Source organism: Maridesulfovibrio zosterae DSM 11974, assembly GCF_000425265.1.
GTDB classification, from domain to species: domain Bacteria; phylum Desulfobacterota; class Desulfovibrionia; order Desulfovibrionales; family Desulfovibrionaceae; genus Maridesulfovibrio; species Maridesulfovibrio zosterae.
Map to the genome: position 1 here is coordinate 347,733 of NZ_AUDC01000011.1, position 17,564 is coordinate 365,296.

Annotated in this window: 11 protein-coding genes; 1 reads left to right on the top strand and 10 read right to left on the bottom strand. The window is 43.4% G+C overall.

The annotated features are described in order from the left end of the window. Window positions 1-47: 47 nt before the first annotated feature. The 8 genes from hydG to H589_RS20300 form a co-directional block, all read right to left on the bottom strand. Window positions 48-1,457 carry a [FeFe] hydrogenase H-cluster radical SAM maturase HydG gene (gene hydG, locus H589_RS0105790; RefSeq protein ID WP_027721161.1) on the bottom strand — a complete coding sequence of 470 codons (1,410 nt, stop codon included), beginning with the start codon at window positions 1,455-1,457 and terminating at the stop codon, window positions 48-50. 125 nt (window positions 1,458-1,582) lie between these two features. After that, window positions 1,583-3,037 (bottom strand): sigma-54-dependent transcriptional regulator, encoded by a 1,455-nt coding sequence (locus H589_RS0105795; RefSeq protein ID WP_027721162.1) that lies wholly within the window; start codon window positions 3,035-3,037, stop codon window positions 1,583-1,585. A 1-nt stretch (window position 3,038) separates the two neighbouring features. Beyond that, a complete protein-coding gene (locus tag H589_RS19210) occupies window positions 3,039-4,157 on the bottom strand; it encodes a PAS domain-containing sensor histidine kinase (protein WP_051249639.1) in 1,119 nt (372 codons plus the stop codon). A 15-nt stretch (window positions 4,158-4,172) separates the two neighbouring features. Then, window positions 4,173-4,691 carry a 4Fe-4S dicluster domain-containing protein gene (locus H589_RS0105805; protein WP_027721163.1) on the bottom strand — a complete coding sequence of 173 codons (519 nt, stop codon included), beginning with the start codon at window positions 4,689-4,691 and terminating at the stop codon, window positions 4,173-4,175. Continuing rightward, the gene (locus H589_RS0105810) at window positions 4,691-6,082 is read right to left on the bottom strand and encodes a [Fe-Fe] hydrogenase large subunit C-terminal domain-containing protein (RefSeq protein ID WP_027721164.1); all 1,392 of its coding nucleotides are present in this window, start codon (window positions 6,080-6,082) and stop codon (window positions 4,691-4,693) included. The genes H589_RS0105805 and H589_RS0105810 overlap by 1 nt, the downstream gene beginning before the upstream one ends. After that, window positions 6,082-6,675, bottom strand: a complete 594-nt coding sequence (locus H589_RS0105815; protein WP_027721165.1) for a 4Fe-4S dicluster domain-containing protein — start codon at window positions 6,673-6,675, stop codon at window positions 6,082-6,084. The genes H589_RS0105810 and H589_RS0105815 overlap by 1 nt, the downstream gene beginning before the upstream one ends. Then, window positions 6,660-8,759 carry a formate dehydrogenase subunit alpha gene (fdhF, locus tag H589_RS19215; RefSeq protein WP_084146881.1) on the bottom strand — a complete coding sequence of 700 codons (2,100 nt, stop codon included), beginning with the start codon at window positions 8,757-8,759 and terminating at the stop codon, window positions 6,660-6,662. The genes H589_RS0105815 and fdhF overlap by 16 nt, the downstream gene beginning before the upstream one ends. 268 nt (window positions 8,760-9,027) lie before the next feature. Further along, on the bottom strand, window positions 9,028-10,503 hold the full coding sequence (locus tag H589_RS20300) for an adenylate/guanylate cyclase domain-containing protein (RefSeq protein WP_051249641.1): 1,476 nt from the start codon (window positions 10,501-10,503) through the stop codon (window positions 9,028-9,030). A 598-nt stretch (window positions 10,504-11,101) separates the two neighbouring features. On the opposite strand from H589_RS20300, the gene H589_RS0105835 reads away from it, so the two are divergent. After that, on the top strand, window positions 11,102-12,259 hold the full coding sequence (locus tag H589_RS0105835) for a serine hydrolase domain-containing protein (protein ID WP_027721167.1): 1,158 nt from the start codon (window positions 11,102-11,104) through the stop codon (window positions 12,257-12,259). 107 nt (window positions 12,260-12,366) lie between these two features. Here H589_RS0105835 and H589_RS0105840 read toward each other — a convergent pair whose 3' ends face one another. Together H589_RS0105840 and H589_RS20305 are read right to left on the bottom strand one after the other, a co-directional pair. Next, window positions 12,367-15,183, bottom strand: a complete 2,817-nt coding sequence (locus H589_RS0105840; protein WP_035075154.1) for an FAD-binding and (Fe-S)-binding domain-containing protein — start codon at window positions 15,181-15,183, stop codon at window positions 12,367-12,369. Between the two features lie 357 nt (window positions 15,184-15,540). Next, complete coding sequence (locus tag H589_RS20305; RefSeq protein ID WP_051249642.1) at window positions 15,541-17,544, bottom strand: ATP-binding protein; 2,004 nt, start codon at window positions 17,542-17,544, stop codon at window positions 15,541-15,543. Window positions 17,545-17,564: the final 20 nt, after the last annotated feature.

Below are 17,564 nucleotides of genomic sequence, written 5' to 3' on the forward strand. Positions count from 1 at the left end.
CGGGGACGTTTTTAACAGTCACCCCGCCAACCGATTACGATCAGAACTTAGATATATAAATCGCGCTCGCCCTGTTCAATGCGAAGCAGACTGTCTAAAAGTTTTTTACGGCCTTTCTGGGGTCCATTCTCAACTTCCGAATTAATCAGTTCACGGCCTAAATCACGAGTAGATTCACTCGCATAATCCTGCAGATACTCGTTAAATGTCATCAGGGCATTAGGACGACAGAAATTTTGAATAAAACCATTTTTAGCAAGTTTCATAAATTCTTCGCCTGTGCGGCCTTCACGATAACAGGCTGTGCACCATGAAGGAATATATCCATGCTGGACAATCTCTTTAATTACTTCATCAAGACTTCTGCTATCCCCCACACAGAATTGCTGAACTTCGGGACGGTCATAATCGGGGTCTGTATACGCTCCGGGATAAGTTCGGGACCCTGCACTGAGCTGTGAGACTCCTATATCAAGAAGTTCACGTCTCATCTCTTTGTTCTCACGAGTACTCAAAATCAGTCCTGTGAATGGAACCGCAAGCCGCAAAACAGCTACAAGCCTTTTAAACTGGCTGTCAGTAATCGGATATGGTGGATTAAAAGCAACTTCAGCATTGAGTGCTGGTTCCAGTCGTGGAAATGATAAAGTATGCGGCCCGACTCCGAATTGTTTTTCAAGTTCAGCAGCATGAGCAAGCAATGCAATTGTATCAAAGCGGTAATCGTATAAACCAAGCAGAGTTCCCATTCCAACATCATCAATTCCGGCTTCCATGGCCCTGTGCATAGCGTGCAGCCGCCAGAGAAAATATTTTTTATGCCCGCAGGGATGCAGGTCTGAATAGGTTTTAGAATGGTAAGTTTCCTGAAAACACTGATAAGTTCCTATACCGACTTCATGCAGCTTACGAAAACCATCCACATCCAATGGAGCACAATTAATATTCACCCGGCGAATTTGTCCGCTCTTTTCAGACAAAGTATCATATACAGTACGTACCGTTTCTGCGATCCAGTCTGCTCCGAATTTAGGATGTTCGCCGTAAACCAGAATCAGACGTTTATGCCCTAGGTCCTCCAGAACACAGACTTCTTTTTTAATCTCTCCAGCAGTGAGAGTTCGGCGGATAAGTTCAGAGTTGGTGTCTTTAAAACCACAGTAGGAACAACGGTTGCTGCATTCATTAGTAACATACAAAGGCGCAAAGAGAACTATCCGGTTACCGTATATAGCTTTTTTAACTTTGCGTGCTGTTTCGAAAATAGCTTCATTCAGTTCAGGATTTTCAACCTGAAGTAGAATTGCGGTTTCTTCTAAAGTAAGCCCCTTCGCTTCGAGGGCCTTATTTAGAATATCCTGTATTCTGGCAGGATCCGCATCTGTGTTTTGATTGACAATATTCCATATTTTATCTTCATCAATAAAATTATCAAGTTTACTTATATCGAGTTTCATTTCATCTCCACAATAGAGTCAATAGACCTTCCGGCTTTACAGGATTTCTCAATAATCAAGATCAGCCATCGTCAGCCTATAACCGGCTGGATTATATTTTTAATTTAAGTTGTTATATTTTTTACTTACTTTGAAAAATCAGTCTTTTTCTTATCAAGCCTGTAATAAAGCATGCGTATAGATATACCCAGCAAGGCCGCGGCCCTCGTTTTGTTACCGGAAGTAGACTTCAGGGTTTCATCAATTTCCTGATCCGAAGGTCTGTTACGTCGCTTCCTGCCGGTCTGTAGCAGCAAATTTTCAGCTTTATCGGCAGTAGAAACAGTTGATCTGTCAATATTCTGCATAATGATGCTCAAATGATCAGGGACAAGCTCAAATGCGTCATGCATAACTGAAATCCATTCAATAGTGTTTTTCAATTCCCGGACATTACCGGGCCACGAATGTTCATTGAGCTTCATTGCCGCTTCCGAAGATATCTCAGCAAATTTTTTGCCGCGTTTTTTTGCAAATGTTGTAAGGAAAAGCTTTGCCAACGGAACAATATCTTCCGGCCGTTCACGTAAAGGAGGAACAATAATGCTACCTACTTTCAGACGGTAATATAAATCCTTACGGAATAGATTTCGTTCAATACGCTCACCCAGATCCAGATTTGTAGCAGCTATAATTCGAATATCGGTGTTTATTTTTTCAAGTCCACCGACACGGTAAAAACTTTTGTCTTCAATAACCCGTAATAATTTTGCCTGCAGTTCAACAGGTATTTCCCCTATTTCATCGAGAAAGAGCGTTCCTCCCTTTGCCAGATCTATTTTTCCTTTTGCTCCACGGGCAGCACTTCCGGTAAAAGCCCCCGGCTCATAACCGAAAAGTTCACTTTCAAAAAGAGAAGCAGGCAAAGCTGCACAATTTATAGCAATAAAAGGGAGTCGGGACTGGTCGGGACCGTAATGGATGATTTTTGCTACGATATCTTTGCCTACTCCGGTTTCTCCCTGTATGAGAACTGGAAGCTCCCGGTCTTCGTGATATCTTCTGGCCTGTGAAACGACCTGCCACATTGGTTCGGAAAAGAAACCGATGTTATCAAGACCGGCCTGTTCTTCCAGAAGATCCTGCAACCGAGAAAATTCAGATCTTATATCACTTGTTGCTTCAGCCACAACCTCATCAAACTTTCTGGTCAGCAAATCATTTTCAGCCAGCAAAGATTGATGCTCGGCAACCCGGGATAAAATAACTCCAAGTTCTTCCAGATTAATTGGTTTTGTCAGATAATCGTATGCTCCGGCACGCAAAGCGCCTATAGCCAGTTCCAGATCTGAATGCCCAGTATATAAAACGACATCAGGCAGGTAGGGACGAGATATTTTTTTAACTTCTCGAACCAATTCTATTCCTGTTTTACCGGGCATCTGTATATCAGAGAGAACCATTTCAAAATCATGGCTCTGTAAAATATACAACGCCTTGTCAGCATCAGCGCATGAAATTACCGCATGATCCAGCAGGGTCAGATATTCTGCCAGAGACTCACGGGTGGCTGTATCGTCATCCACAAGCAATATACGCATCTTATGCTCCGTTCCGATCTGCAGCTGGCAGGATTATCTTAACCACAGCTCCTGCATCTGCACGATTTTCCGCCTTTATAGATCCTCCGGCAGCCTGCACAATAGTCTGTACAATAGACAGTCCCAGTCCCATTGAATTACCGGGAGCTTTAGTAGAAAAAAAAGGTTCAAATATTTTTTCTCCCAGTCCTTTTTTAAAGCCGGGACCATTATCGGACACAGTAAGTTCCACGGTATCTTCACCTCGGGCTGCCACATCAATTCGTATTATTTTATCATCCTGATCCACTTCATCCAACGCCTGCATTGCATTGGCCACCAGATTTGCAACGAGTTCTTCAAAGCGAATACAACCACCGTTTACGGAAGGCAGCCCTATTGAAATATTTAGATCAACTTTAATTCCTCTTGCCAGAACCTGTGCATTTATTAAAGAAAGCGCAGAACGCACAGCCTGCCCCAGATCACAGGTTGCAGTTGCAGTCGTCCTGTTCTGACGCAGATGTTCCCGTAAGTGATTTACAATGGAATCTATCCTGTCGACCTGTGAAGCAACATCTCCCAATATACGTGCCAGCTCACTATCCGGTTGCATAGATCTTTTTGCCAGCAGCTGAGCTGAAGCAGTAAGAATACGGATAGCATTTAAAGGCTGATTTATTTCATGAGCTATGCCGCCGCCGATAACGGCAAGAGTTGTTACCCTGCTGGCCTGTTCCATGGCAGTACGTGCTTCAGCTAATGTTGCCTCGGCCTGACGCTGAGTGGTAACATCTCTACCGACAGACTGATATTCAACAACATTTCCATTTTCATCAAAAATGCCGGATGTAATGTATTGTACAAAATGTATCTTTCCATCTGCCCCCTTATAGCTCGGCTCTGTGATTATTTCGGGATTTTCAGGAGAGATTGAAAAAACCTGCCGGACAATCGAATCTCGCTCATCATTACTAAGAAGATCCATGAACTTTGACCCAAGCAATTCTTCAGGCTTTTTATTATAAAAGCGACAGAAGGCACTGTTAACAAAAGTAAGTCTCCCGTCAGGTAAAAACCTGCGGATCATTTCTGTCTGGTCTTCAACAACAGCCTGATAAATGGATTCTTTTGGCGTCATCGGTTAAATTTACCTTTATTTATTTTCAAATGCTAATTGAAGTGCACTTTTGCGCCTTCGCTTACCGGCTATAAGTTTCAGCTCATCACTGGTCAGTATTTTTAGTGCTCCTGGTGACGGGCAGACTGAGACACACGCAGGACCGTCCTCACGTCCAGAGCATAGATCACACTTATGGGCTACCGGAGCATCAGAACTTTCATGAATACGGCCAACCTGCATGGCCCCGACCGGACAGGCCGCCAGACATGCCTTACATCCGAAGCAAAGTTCCGTATTAATCCGTACAGCCGTGCCATCGTATATTATTGCTCCGACAGGACATACTGAAGCACAGGGAGCATCTTCACACTGCCGACACTGAATTGGGGCTGTAACCTGTGCCTCGTGGATAATTTTAATACGCGGGGAAAATGCCAGTTTTTTATTTCCGGCCTCAACCATATCTTCGTCCATGTGAGCTGCAACACATGCTATCTCACAGGATCGGCAGCCTATGCAGCGTTCAGGATCTGACAGAACAAAAGTATGCACTATTCATGTCCCCCGGATTTATTTCCATAACTGGTATGAAGCAGTTTGTGGGAAAGGTGGCCCAGTGGTTTTTCAAGATAATTTTCATAAAGAGCTTTTACTGACGGATTTCTATGCGAAGCCCTGATCGGCAGTTCTTTGTCATGGTTATGCAGGCTTTGTCGGCGACGTAAAATGGCATCCTCAATATCTATCCCCGGAAGCAGCTTGGGTTGCCCTCCACCAGCCACACATCCTCCGGAACAGCACATGACTTCCATAAAATCAAAATCAGCTTTTCCAGCCCTGACTTCATCAAGAAGTTTTGCAGCATTGGCCAGCCCTGAAACAATAACGGCCTGAACTTTTCTGCCAGCCACTTCCATGGAAGCACGAAATACACCTTCGTCTGTTTTGTTAAATACCACACCACTTTCGCTGACTTCATTTCCGGTTGTGACGGCTATTGCTGTTCTCAGCGCAGCTTCCATAACACCGCCGGAAGCTCCGAAAATTGTTCCGGCTCCGGAATAAAGCCCCAGAGGAGTATCGAAATCTTCTTCGGGCAACTGCTCCAGAAAAATACCCTTGTTTTTAAGCATGCCTGCAAGTTCAGTCACAGTTATCACGGCATCAACATCAGGAGTTCCTGTCGTCTGCATTTCCGGACGGCCTGCTTCAAATTTTTTAGCAGTGCATGGCATAACGGAAACACTGGCAATATGACCTGAACTTTTTCCGGCTATTTCTGCGCCGTAAGTCTTGAAAAGGGCCCCGGCCATCTGCTGCGGTGATTTGCAGCTGGACAGATGAGAAAGAAGATCAGGCCATGCTGTTTCCAGATGATTGACCCATCCGGGACAACAGGAAGTGAACATGGGCATATTTTCATTAGATTCAAGCCGCTCCAGAAGTTCGGAGGATTCTTCCATGATAGTTACATCAGCAGCAAAAATGGTATCATAGACAAAATCAAACCCAAGACGACGCAAAGCTGCGGCAAGCTGTCCTGGAGTAAGCGTACCCGGGGCAAGTCCGAATTCCTCGGCAATAGATGCTCTGACGGCAGGGGCACACTGGACCATTGAAATTTTTGATTTGTCTGCCAGCATCTGAGCCACTTTCCCGCAATCATTTCTAAAGTGAGCTGCAAAAAGAATGGATCTGTCATCTTCAGGCAGTCCACGTTCCATACGTATCTGTGCGATATTCTCAGCCTGATCATCAAAGGGAGTTAAAAATGCTGAACAACGTAACACGCACTGACCGCACATTACGCAACGGGATGTATCAATTGTCTGCGCTTTATTCTGCTCCCCTATTACTGCATCCACTGGGCAGACTTCTGCACAACGACGGCAACCTGTACATAATTTTGGATCAATGGAAACAATCTGGTGTAAATCAGTCATTATATTTCTCCGCCAGCTCGGGCTCCAGCACCGCTAAGAGCCAGCGCTGCTTCTAAATTGCGTCGTTTTTTAATTTTAACAGGATCGACTAGATCCAGGGCTTTTTCAGGGCAAGCCTGCACACATGCAGGCCCGGCTTCCCTGCCACGGCATAAATCGCATTTGCTGGCTAAAAGAGCCGGTTCGAATTGCAGATCTTCCGGATTAGACGGGTCTACGACTCTTCGCATTGCAGGTTTACCATGCTTCCATATCTGAGCTATTTCCATAGCCCCCATTGGACAGGCCATAAGACATGTCTTGCAACCGACACACCGGTTTTCATCAACCTGCACACCATCATTTTCCGTTCGATAGATTGCTGCATTGGGACATACCGCTGCGCAGGGAGCATCTTCACAATGCCTGCATCCCACCGGGACACAAATGTCTCCAACACGCATCAGATATAATCTCGGAGATAATGGACCACTAAGACTTCCAACAGAGACCCCGCCCTGCATATGGGCTGCAGAGCATGCCAGTTCACATGCCCTGCAGCCTATACATTTTGCTGCTGTGGCAAGGATAAATGGGCTTAAACGTGTTGGCATGACATATTTTCCTCTTTATGAATTAAATTCGTATTTTGCTCTTCAGCTGAAAGTCTGCTGACTGAAACAGCGCAGACTTTCAGCTGCGGAGTTCCGGTAACAGGATCTGCTGCCGAAGTAGTCAGTATATTTGAAGGGCTTTCAGAAAAATGAAAGGTCATAAAAATTAATCCCTTACGGACTCTTCTGGTAACCCATGCTCTTGCTTTCACAGTACCGCGGCGAGATCGGACTTTAATAAGTTCACCATCAGCAATTCCGTATACAGCGGCATCGGATGGATGAATTTCAACCAGCTCTTCCGGCCATGTTCCGGCCAGACCAAAGCAGCGACCGGTCATTGTTGATGTATGATAATGAGCTACAACACGCCCTGTGGTAAGAGTAAGCGGGTATTCAGCATCCGGCAGTTCCGCAGGTTCTCTGTGAGAAAGTGACACAAATTTACCCGGTCCTCTCATACATTTTCCTACATGCAGTATGGGTGTTCCGGGATGACTTTCATCCGGGCAGGGCCATTGAATGCCTCCTGATTCAAGCCTTTCGTATGTTATTCCACTATAGCTGGGGGTAAGCATACGCATTTCGTTAAATACATCTTCAACATCATTATATCTTTCAGGCCTGCCAAGACGTTTCAACAACTCAGCTAATATCTTCCAATCAGGCAGACTGTCTCCTGCAGGAGAAACTGCTTTACGTACACGCTGCACCCTTCTTTCGGTACTGGAAAAAGTTCCATCCTTTTCAGCAAAACTTGCCCCGGGAAGCACAACATCTGCCAACTGTGCTGTTTCAGTTAAAAAGAGATCCTGAACAACCAGAAAATCAACATGCCGCAGGCAATGCTCAACATGATTTATGTCCGGATCACTTCGCATAGGATTTTCGCCAAAAACAAAAAGACCCTTCAACCGGTCTTCCTCTATGGCTGTGAGCATTTTAGGAATAGTCAGCCCCGCTTCTGCAGACAACTCAACACCCCATGCTTTTTCAAAGCTGGTTCTTACTGATAAATCCGCTACCGAGCGATAGCCCGTAAAGACATTTGGTAATGCCCCCATATCACAGGCTCCCTGAACATTATTTTGCCCACGGAGAGGATTAACTCCGGTCTTAGGTCTCCCTATGTTTCCTGACAGCAATGCAAGGTTGGATACAGCCAGAACATTATTTGTACCTGCGTTATGCTGGGTAATCCCCATGGTATAATAAAAAGCTGTGTTTGCAGAGTTGCCTATAAGCTGTGCAGCCTTACGGATATCGTCAGCATAGACATCGGAAATAGCGGCAACTGTATCTGGGTCAAATTTTGACAACCCTTTTCGGAAAATTTCAAAATCTTCATTTTCTGCGGCAACAGTCTGAAGGTCAGCCAAACCAGATGTAATTATTTCTCCGGCAATAGCCGAAAGCAGAGCTGTATCAGTACCGGGTCTCAACCGCAGCCAGACATCGGCAGATCTGGCAAGATCAATCTCTCTTGGGTCAATAACAATCAGTTTAGCGCCATTGCGTTTGGCTTCTTTCATGCCAAGCCCTATTACAGGATGGCAGGCAGTTGTATTGGTACCTATTATACACACGCAATCTCCGGCTCCCATATCCCATAACTCCCGTATGGAGTTGGTCATAGACCCGCTTCCCAGTGATGTAGCCAGCCCGGCCACAGTTGGAGCGTGTCAGAGCCTTGCGCAATGATCTATATTATTTGTACCGATTCCAGCTCGAAAAAGTTTCTGAAAGAGATAGTTTTCCTCATTCGTGCAACGGGCGCTGCTGAAACCTCCAAGAGCATCCGGCCCATGAGTGGAAGATATTTCTGAAAATTTATTTGTGATAAGTTCCAGTGCTTCATCCCAAGTGGCTGATTTCAGCTCTCCATTTTTACGTATCAGAGGAGTTGTCAGCCTGTCGGCATGGTGAACAAAGTCAAAACCATACCGCCCCTTAGAGCAAATAGAGCCTTGATTAACTGACGGCTCCGGTCCGGGAGAGACACTGACAATACGCTCGTCCTCAACTTTCAGGGATAGAACGCAGCCGACACCGCAGTAAGGACAGATAGTGGTAGTATGTTGCATAATATGAATAGAGCATTATACATGCCATTTGCAGGATAATTTTGAGGATAGTTTTATTCAATAAAAACGGGATTATATTTAAACAGATAAAGAATACAGCTCACACAACTGAATATTGCATGCAAAGCTGCATATGCAAAGAAGTAAATTGCATGCAGTAATATGTGGCGCTCGGAATTAATAATCAATCTCTTCTTAATATTTATATTTTTCCAGATGCGAGATTTCTTTTTGAAGGGATTTTATATTTGAAATAATTTTCGGAGACTCAAGGATTTGGAGCAAGAAGCCTCTGCATTAAACAACGTACTGATACCAAACCTGCAAATTCACCGTTTCGAGTTACCGCGATTGGATCAAATGTATAATTGCCTTCACGGGACAATGCATTTCGTGCCACTTTATCTAAGGAACTTTCATCTGGCAGTACCAAAAGTTCTTTATCCATTACCGTTGTTACAGGCCGTTGAAAAAACAATGCCTTATCAGTTTCCTTACGTACAATTTCATCCATACGCCCTTTAGTTATCATCCCGATCGGGTACACTCCATCCAGTACGATAAGGCAGGACCATTCTCCGCTTTCACGTAAAGACATCATAGCATCGGCCACTGTCTGGTCAGCTGTGACTGTGCGGGCGGGCCAGACCATTTCACCAAGTGGACTTGAGGAATCCTGACTTCCAGTAAGACCTCTGCCTATGACCTGATAAGTACGAATTGAATGCTGCACACCCTTGACATAGATCGGCGCACGCCCCAGACACCTGAAATCATCTTTAACCAATGCCCATGTTTCATGCGAAATCAAAATCTGATCAGGAGGTGCATTCTGTTCCAGTCTGGCGGCAACATTCACCTGACCACCTATGATAGTGTAATCCATAAGCTGTTTTGACCCGAAATTACCTACAGTACAGAAACCTGTATTGATCCCCATACGCACCTTAAACGGAGTCGAAATACCTATATCAAACCATTCCTGCTGCATTTCTTTAAGTGCATCACGCATTTCAATAGCCATATCGACACAAGCGAGTGCATCATTTTTATATCCTTTTGAAACAGGATCTCCGAAAAAGATAAGAACTGCGTCTCCGATATATTTATCGATAGTTCCACCGTGCTTAAGAGCAATTGATGCCATACGGTCGAGGTAACTGTTGAGCAGTGAGGTCATATCCTCAGGCTCCATGCGCTCTGTGGTGGAGGTAAATCCTACTATATCTGAGAAAAAAATAGTCAGTTTTTTACGCTTGGCTCCTATAAGAGAATCCTGCGTGCCTGCAAAAATAGATTCGTAAACCTGAGGAGAAAGGTATCTGCCAAGTTTATCTGAAAGATCGGCAAGCCTGTAAGTCTGTTCTTTCTGAATTAAGGCCGAAGCAATACGCCGGAGAACCATAGGCGGACTAAGAGGTCTTCGAATAAAATCCACCACTCCGGCACTGAATCCACTCATTTCATCCTCAGTCCGCCTGTCACCGGAAATCAAAATTACAGGAATATGCGTAGTGGCATCATTTCCATTAAGATTTTTGCAGACCTCGTAAACATCTATTTCCGGCATATCTACATCCAGAAGTATAAGATCTGGTTGCTCCTTAACTACTATTTCAAAAAGATGTGAGCCTTTCATGGCCATTAGAAGAGCATAATCTTCACGCAATATTTTTGCAAAAAAATCCATTTCAGATTTAATGGCATCAACAATGAAAAGTACAGGACGGTTCTGTTTCTGCATGATTAATCTCCCCTTACGATATACTTTATAAAAAAGACTTACCCAACTGCAAGAGAGATTAAAACATAAATATGACTATTTCCTTACCAATCTGAGTCTGTAGATCTTTCTGAGTCAAGTGTAAGAATATAAAGTTCAAAACATTAAAATAGTTCAAACCGTAGCCTCGCCTGCGAAGCCAGACTTTAAACTAAATTTCATGTTAGGATTAAAAGATATACCATTCATTTTAATTTGATCAACTAGTAGATTCAATGAGCACAATTTCAATTTATCACTCTGCCCACAATTATCATCTTTACTAAATTCATCGTATGTTTAAAAGCATTTGCTACCACGGGGTCCAAATGCTAACAGACCTTCCGTCAATCTCCATTTGTTAAATTTCTTTATATTTCAAATAACATACTAACGAAATTTAAAAGCACCATTTTTGGGATTATAAAAATTACTTTCAATTAGAATAAAATTTCTTATATTCAACCTAACCATCTAAAATAATTGTTTTACACAAAAATGATTAGTTAAAATAAAAATGAAGAATGTAATAAAGTATTTTTTGATAATAATAATCTTGTACCAAGCAGGTTGCTCTCGCATGGTCGTTCAGGAAATTGATAACAACTCTTCTTTTTCTAATATCTCTCTTGAACGGCAATTAGATATTTTTTGCAAACCTCTTATCAAAGATAGAATTGATACAGGCATCGTTGTTGGGATGTTTAATAGTAATGATACATCTTTTTATACATATGGTTACGCAAACTATGAAAAAAAAGAACCAATGCATAAAGATACAATTTTTGCAATTGGCTCGGTAACGAAATGCTTCGTATCCTCTTTGCTTCTTGTTTTGGAGGATAAAAACTTAATCTCTTTAGATGATACTATTGGAAATATCTTTCCAAAATCAATTAATTATCGAGATGATGACGTTAAAAATATTACTCTTAGAGAATTGGCTTTGCACACCTCTGGATTACCGCGTGAACCTAAAAATATAGACACGGTATGTGCAGGAACAAGATATGCTTTCACAGGCCACAATATATACGAACATTTAACTTCTGAATATGTTTATGAATACATATCCAACTTAAAACTCAATAAGAATAGGCTTGTGACCGCACAGTATTCTAATCTTGGATTTGGTATACTAGGTTATGCGATCTCATTGAAGATGAATAAAAACTTATCGGAATTACTTGATCAATATATTTTTAAGCCTCTAGAAATGAATGATACCACCCTTAAACAACCTCAAAATACTGACCGGTTAGCTAAAGGATATTCTGGTGATTTCCCAATTTTTATGGCGCGAAATAAATTACTTCAAAATTGGATTTTTACCAGCATGATGGTAGGTACAGGAGGAGCATATTCAACCGCCCCGGATTTAATAAAATTTTTCAGAGCACATCTGGGCTTATCAGGAACCCCATTAGATCGTATTTTCAAGAAATCCCGTCAGGTCTATGCCAGCGATGGAGAGCTTTCATATTCGCTGGGCTGGCAGGTGGACTCTCTTAAAAGATATGACACTTCGATATATTATAAATACGGTTTAATTGCTGGTTTCAGCTGCTATGTAGGTATGAACATACCTTCAAACAGTGCTGTTATCGTTCTTAAAAACAATTTTAACTGGGAAGATAGCATTGGACATAATCTGATTTTAAGAATGGTGAAAAATTATCATCTTAAAAACTCAAGATATAAAAATAATCTAGCTTCCTCTTTACCTAAACATTTATAAGGTGCTTGTATCATTCTGCTTTGTTTTCCAAATACAAAGTAAATGCTTAATTCATCCTCCCAGAAAAATAAAAGGCATGGCCATCGAGGCCATGCCTTTTATTACTTTTAATTGTTTCGACTACTCTCTTCCAATAAATACAGGATGTTGAAATATGGCTTACCGCTATGCAGGGTCAGCCCAGACTCGCAGGTTCTGGATGTGCTGTAACCTTCCTTGCAGGAGGCAACCTGTGTAGAAAGTGTGCTCAAAGCTGAAGCATTGACCTCGGGATGAGTAAAGCCCTTATCTCCGGCAAAACCGCAACAGTTAATATCTTCGGGCAGCACAACATTATCGGCACACATAGAAGCCACTTCCACCAGATTTCCTGTCAAGCCCATAGCCTGAGTAGAACATGTCGGATGCACGGCCACAGTCTTGGACAGCTGGATGAAATTCAACTTACTCACAAGAAACTTCTGAACGAATTCAATGGGCTCATACAGATCCAGATGCTTATCCAGATGCTTCTTCATACGAGCCAGACACGGGCTTGTATCGCACAGTACAGGCCAGCGACCATTTTCCGTAGCCTTGAGCAAGGCTTTGCTGAGTTCGTCAGATTTGCGATCTGCCTCTTCGGATAATCCCTTGGTTTCAAAGGCCTTGCCACAGCATAGATTCTTCATATCCTCAGGAAAAATAACTTCGTATCCGGCGCGGTTCAATAGCTCTACTGCAGCGTCCATAAGAGGCTTCTGGCCGGGCCCATCATCCACGTCATAGCCCATGGTACGCACAGCACAGGAAGGAAAGTACACAACCTTCTGCTCCGACGTCTTTGCCTTGGACGGAGGAGTAGAAGATCCGCCCCGGAGTTTCATATCAACCAGATCAGGTACATGCTGACCCACTGTTTTTTGGGACAGACTATCCATGACGGAGATAATACCATGCCCCATAAGACCTTCAACAGCTCTACCGGTGCTCAGAGCCATCGACGCCATACTGGCTGCCTTGGAAAAATTATTGCCTATACGACGGGCCGTATCTTTGGTGAAATCACTCAAATTTTCATGGCGTAAGTACCGCATGTACGAAGCAGTATCCACAGCCAATGGACATCGTAACTGGCAAAGGCCATCAGTGGCGCAGATATCAAGACCATACTGTCTGAAGACCTGCTCCCAGTGATCGGCCCGTTCACTATCACCTTGCTCATGCAACCTCGCGATAGTGCGCTTAACGTAAATACGCTGACGCGGCGCAAAGCCGACTTCTTTCGTAGGGCATACGGAATCGCAGAAACCGCATCCATTGCATCTGTCAACAGACTCATGCAGTCCCCAAGGCTGCTTCAACCCCTTAAAATGTCCATCAGGATCATCATTGAGAATAACGCCTGGGTTTAGTATCCCCTGTGGATCTAAAAGGGCTTTCAGCTCCTTCATCATAGAGTAGATTTCCGGTCCCCACTCGCGAGCAACATAGGGAGCAATTGAACGCCCAGTTCCGTGCTCTGCTTTTAAAGATCCTTCAAAATGATTAATCATCACATCGACAATATCATCTGTAAGCCCTTTCAAATTATTCACTGCGGCCTGATCACCCAACGGAACAGGAAGGATGAAATGCATATTGCCATGGAAGGCGTGGCCCATTATCCCCCCGCGGAAACCGTACTTTTCAAGAAGAGTCTGTAATACTTCGGCAGCCTCACCAAGCATTTCAGGTGGGACACACCAATCCTCGGTGACGGTAAAATCATAGGGGCCGCCGACCCCGGTAAAAGCAGGATAGGTGTTCCGCCGCATATCCCATAAGCGATCGTATTCTTCAGGGTCCTTTACAAATTTATGATCCGTAAGGCCTGGAATATCCTTCAGACACTCTAAAATGGTGTCAATGCGCTCCTGTAAGATTTTTTCGTCCTTAGCCTGAGTCTCCAGAAGCACGCCGCATGCCTTATCATCCAGAGTGCGGACAATATCCGGTGTTGTAGAGAAGGACTCGACAGCCTTAAGAGTTATCCGATCCATGAGCTCAGCGGCCCTTGCAAGAGCTCCTTCCTGACTCAGCACGGAAATAGCTTTGATAGCATCTTCCAAAGTGGGGAACAGCATCAAAGATGTTGCTCTGCATGGTTCCAGAACTACAGTCTTAAGACTCACATCCAGAATACATCCCAAGGTACCTTCAGAACCTATCATCAAATGCTCGAGAATATCCAAGGGGTCCTCAAACTCAGTAAATGCGTTCATGCTGTATCCAGACGTGTTGCGAATGGAATACTTGCGCTTAATTTTTTCGACAAGCTCCTTATTGACCATGATGCGCTTGCGTATGTCCGTCAGGCCGTCCAGAAGTTCAGCATGGCTTTTACGGAACGCTGCACAAGAATTCTCATCTGCGGTATCCAGAAGTGTGCCGTCGGCAAAAAGTACACGCATGGACTTCACAGTATGGAAAATATTTTGCTCAATGGTACAACACATACCAGTGGAATTGTTAGCAGCCATCCCCCCCAAAGTAGCAATGGAGATAGAGCCGGGATCAGGACCGATTATACGTCCATAGGGCCCCAAAGCCTTGTTGACCGATCCGCCAGAAGCCATACTCTGAGCCCAGATAAAGTTGCCATTATCTAGGACTTTGATGCCGGTCCACGCCGGCCCACTGAACCGGACCATAACATCTTCTCCTACGGTCTGGCCGTTTATGGCAGTACACGCTCCTCTGAAGGTCAGACCAGCTCCGTGCTCACGCGCTAGGGATAACAAAGTCTGCAATTCACCTTCACTACATACATCCACTAACATTTTAGCTCTTGGTTCGAAGGGGCTGGCATCCAGTGACAACGCATGCACAAGCACCTCGTCCAAATAGACTTGATCCTTAGGGAAATATTCTACAACGGAATCAATAAATTTCTGGCTGGGCATAAACATACTCCAAATGATGAACTAAAAAACGCACCGCACAGTATTCAAGTGCAGTACGGAATACTTTAAATTTTCTAATATCAAAAACTCTCGCCTACTCGACGTCCCCCAGATGGTCAATGATCATGTGGTAATCCATCGAAAAAAATAGTTCATAAAATTAGAATTTCACGTAATTAAAATTAAATATATTTTATTATTTTAATCAGAAGAGTTGAAAAATGAGTGCGGTAAGTTGCAAATCCTCAGAAAAAAACATCTGTAAATTTTGGCAAAACTGTGGACCATGTAATGGCATTTAGGATTTGTTCTTAAATGTTATTTGTCATCAGGTTGTTAAATTTGATTATTGCAGCTTTACTGCAAAGAGCAATCCTTGCCCCGACTCTCCTGTTTAATAGGAAACGTCAGAAAAAAAGTTGTTCCCTTATTTTCTTCTGAGTTAAACGCAATTGTGCCACCGTGTTTTTTAACGATGGTATGGGTTATTGATAAGCCTTGGCCCGTTCCCTTTCCGACTTCCTTTGTTGTGAAGAATGGATCAAAAATTCTGTGTTGATTTTCTGGAGGAATACCCGTGCCTGTATCGCTGATACAGATTTCCACGAATTCTCCATCCAAGGCTGTGGAAATAGTGATGGTTCCTTTACCTCCATTCTTTTTGACCATGTCAGAATTAGCATGAGCAGCGTTAACCAGGATATTAAGGATAGCCTGATTAAAATCTCCAAGCACCCCCTCAATCAGGGGAAGGTCTTCTGCGAGGTTCATTACTATCTCAGAGTGATATTTCCATTCGTTGCTAGCTATTGTAATAGTGTTCTCCACGGCATCATTGACGTTCATCGGCTTTACTGTGTTAATGTCCATATGCGAAAAAATCTTCATGGCTTGAACTATGTGCGAAACACGCTCAGTGCCTTCCTGAGATTCGGAGAGAGCTTGGGGTATTTCATCCAACAGGAAATCAAGTCCTGCAGTCTCCATTGCCTGCTCTATGCAGGGCAAAAGGGAGGATACATCTTGATTATCTTTGACAGCTAGATAAAGTTTATTTTGTTTTTCAAGTAGTTGAGATATATTATCGAACGATTCTTTGAGAAACTTGATATTTCCAGATATGTACATAATTGGAGTGTTAATCTCATGAGCAACACCTGCGGCCAGTTGGCCTATGGATTCAAGCTTACGGGCATATGCTAGCTGTTGTTCTAGATTCTCTTTTTCAGAAATATCTCTGATCAACCCCATAAATCCAGTTACATCCCCTTTAGCATCATAAATTTTAAAAATAGCGGTCTCACCCGAGAATACTTGCCCGGATTTCTTTTGGTAATGAATAGTGTAAACGATATTATCATTAGGATTATCATTTTGCCGAATTAACTCACCCAACCGTTTAAATTCAGATTCATCCTTATAAATCGTTACGGTAGGTTTTCCCTTGAGGTCATCCACCGAATATCCAAAAAGGTCATTGAAAGCAGGATTCATGTCGACGATATTACGATCCATGTCAGCAATAAGGATTGCATCTCGAATTGCCCCGTAGAGTTGCTGATATTTCTCTCGAGATTGCTCCACTAATTCCATTCTGGCTCTTTGTTCACTGATATCCTGAAAAGTACCTCCTATTTTGACAATGCGGCTGTTATCATAGATTGGTTCACCCAACGCTCTGACCCACAACTTGCAGTCTTCAGCTGTCACTATTTCAAGTTCAAGATCAAAAGATTCACCTTCTTCTATGCATCGCTTTACAGCCTCGGTTATGACTGATTGATGGAGCGGCGCATAAAAACCAAGTGCATTCTGCAGATTAGGTGTGAACTCTGGACCTACTTTATGAATAAGATACGTTTCATGTGACCAGTATAATTCCATTGTGTCCAGATCCAGTTCCCAGCCACCCAACCCGGCCATATGCTGAGTAAGGGATAGGCTTGCTTCACTTGCTTCAAGCGCCTTTCGGTTGAAGTAGAACTTGGTGAAAAGACTTACTTTGCTACGAAGCATTTTGGTGTTCAACGGCTTGAATAGATAGTCTGCAACTCCAAGTTCATAACCTTGGGCGATACTCTCTGAATCCTTGAACACAGCACTGGCGATTAAAACGGGAATCTCGCGCATTTTATCGCTCTCACGCATTTGTCTAATAACTTCAAGCCCATCGATACCGGGTAGATGCATGTCGATGATTGCTAATGCATACTCCCGCTCTTTAAGAAGTAGCAGCGCCTCCTCTCCTGTAGAGGCTGAGATTGGGACAACATTATCCTCCATTTCCAGTATATTCTTCAATAAATATAGGTTTGTCGGCTCATCATCAAGAATCAGTATGTATGCTTTGTCTTGGATCATTCGTTCCCCTCGTTCCTATA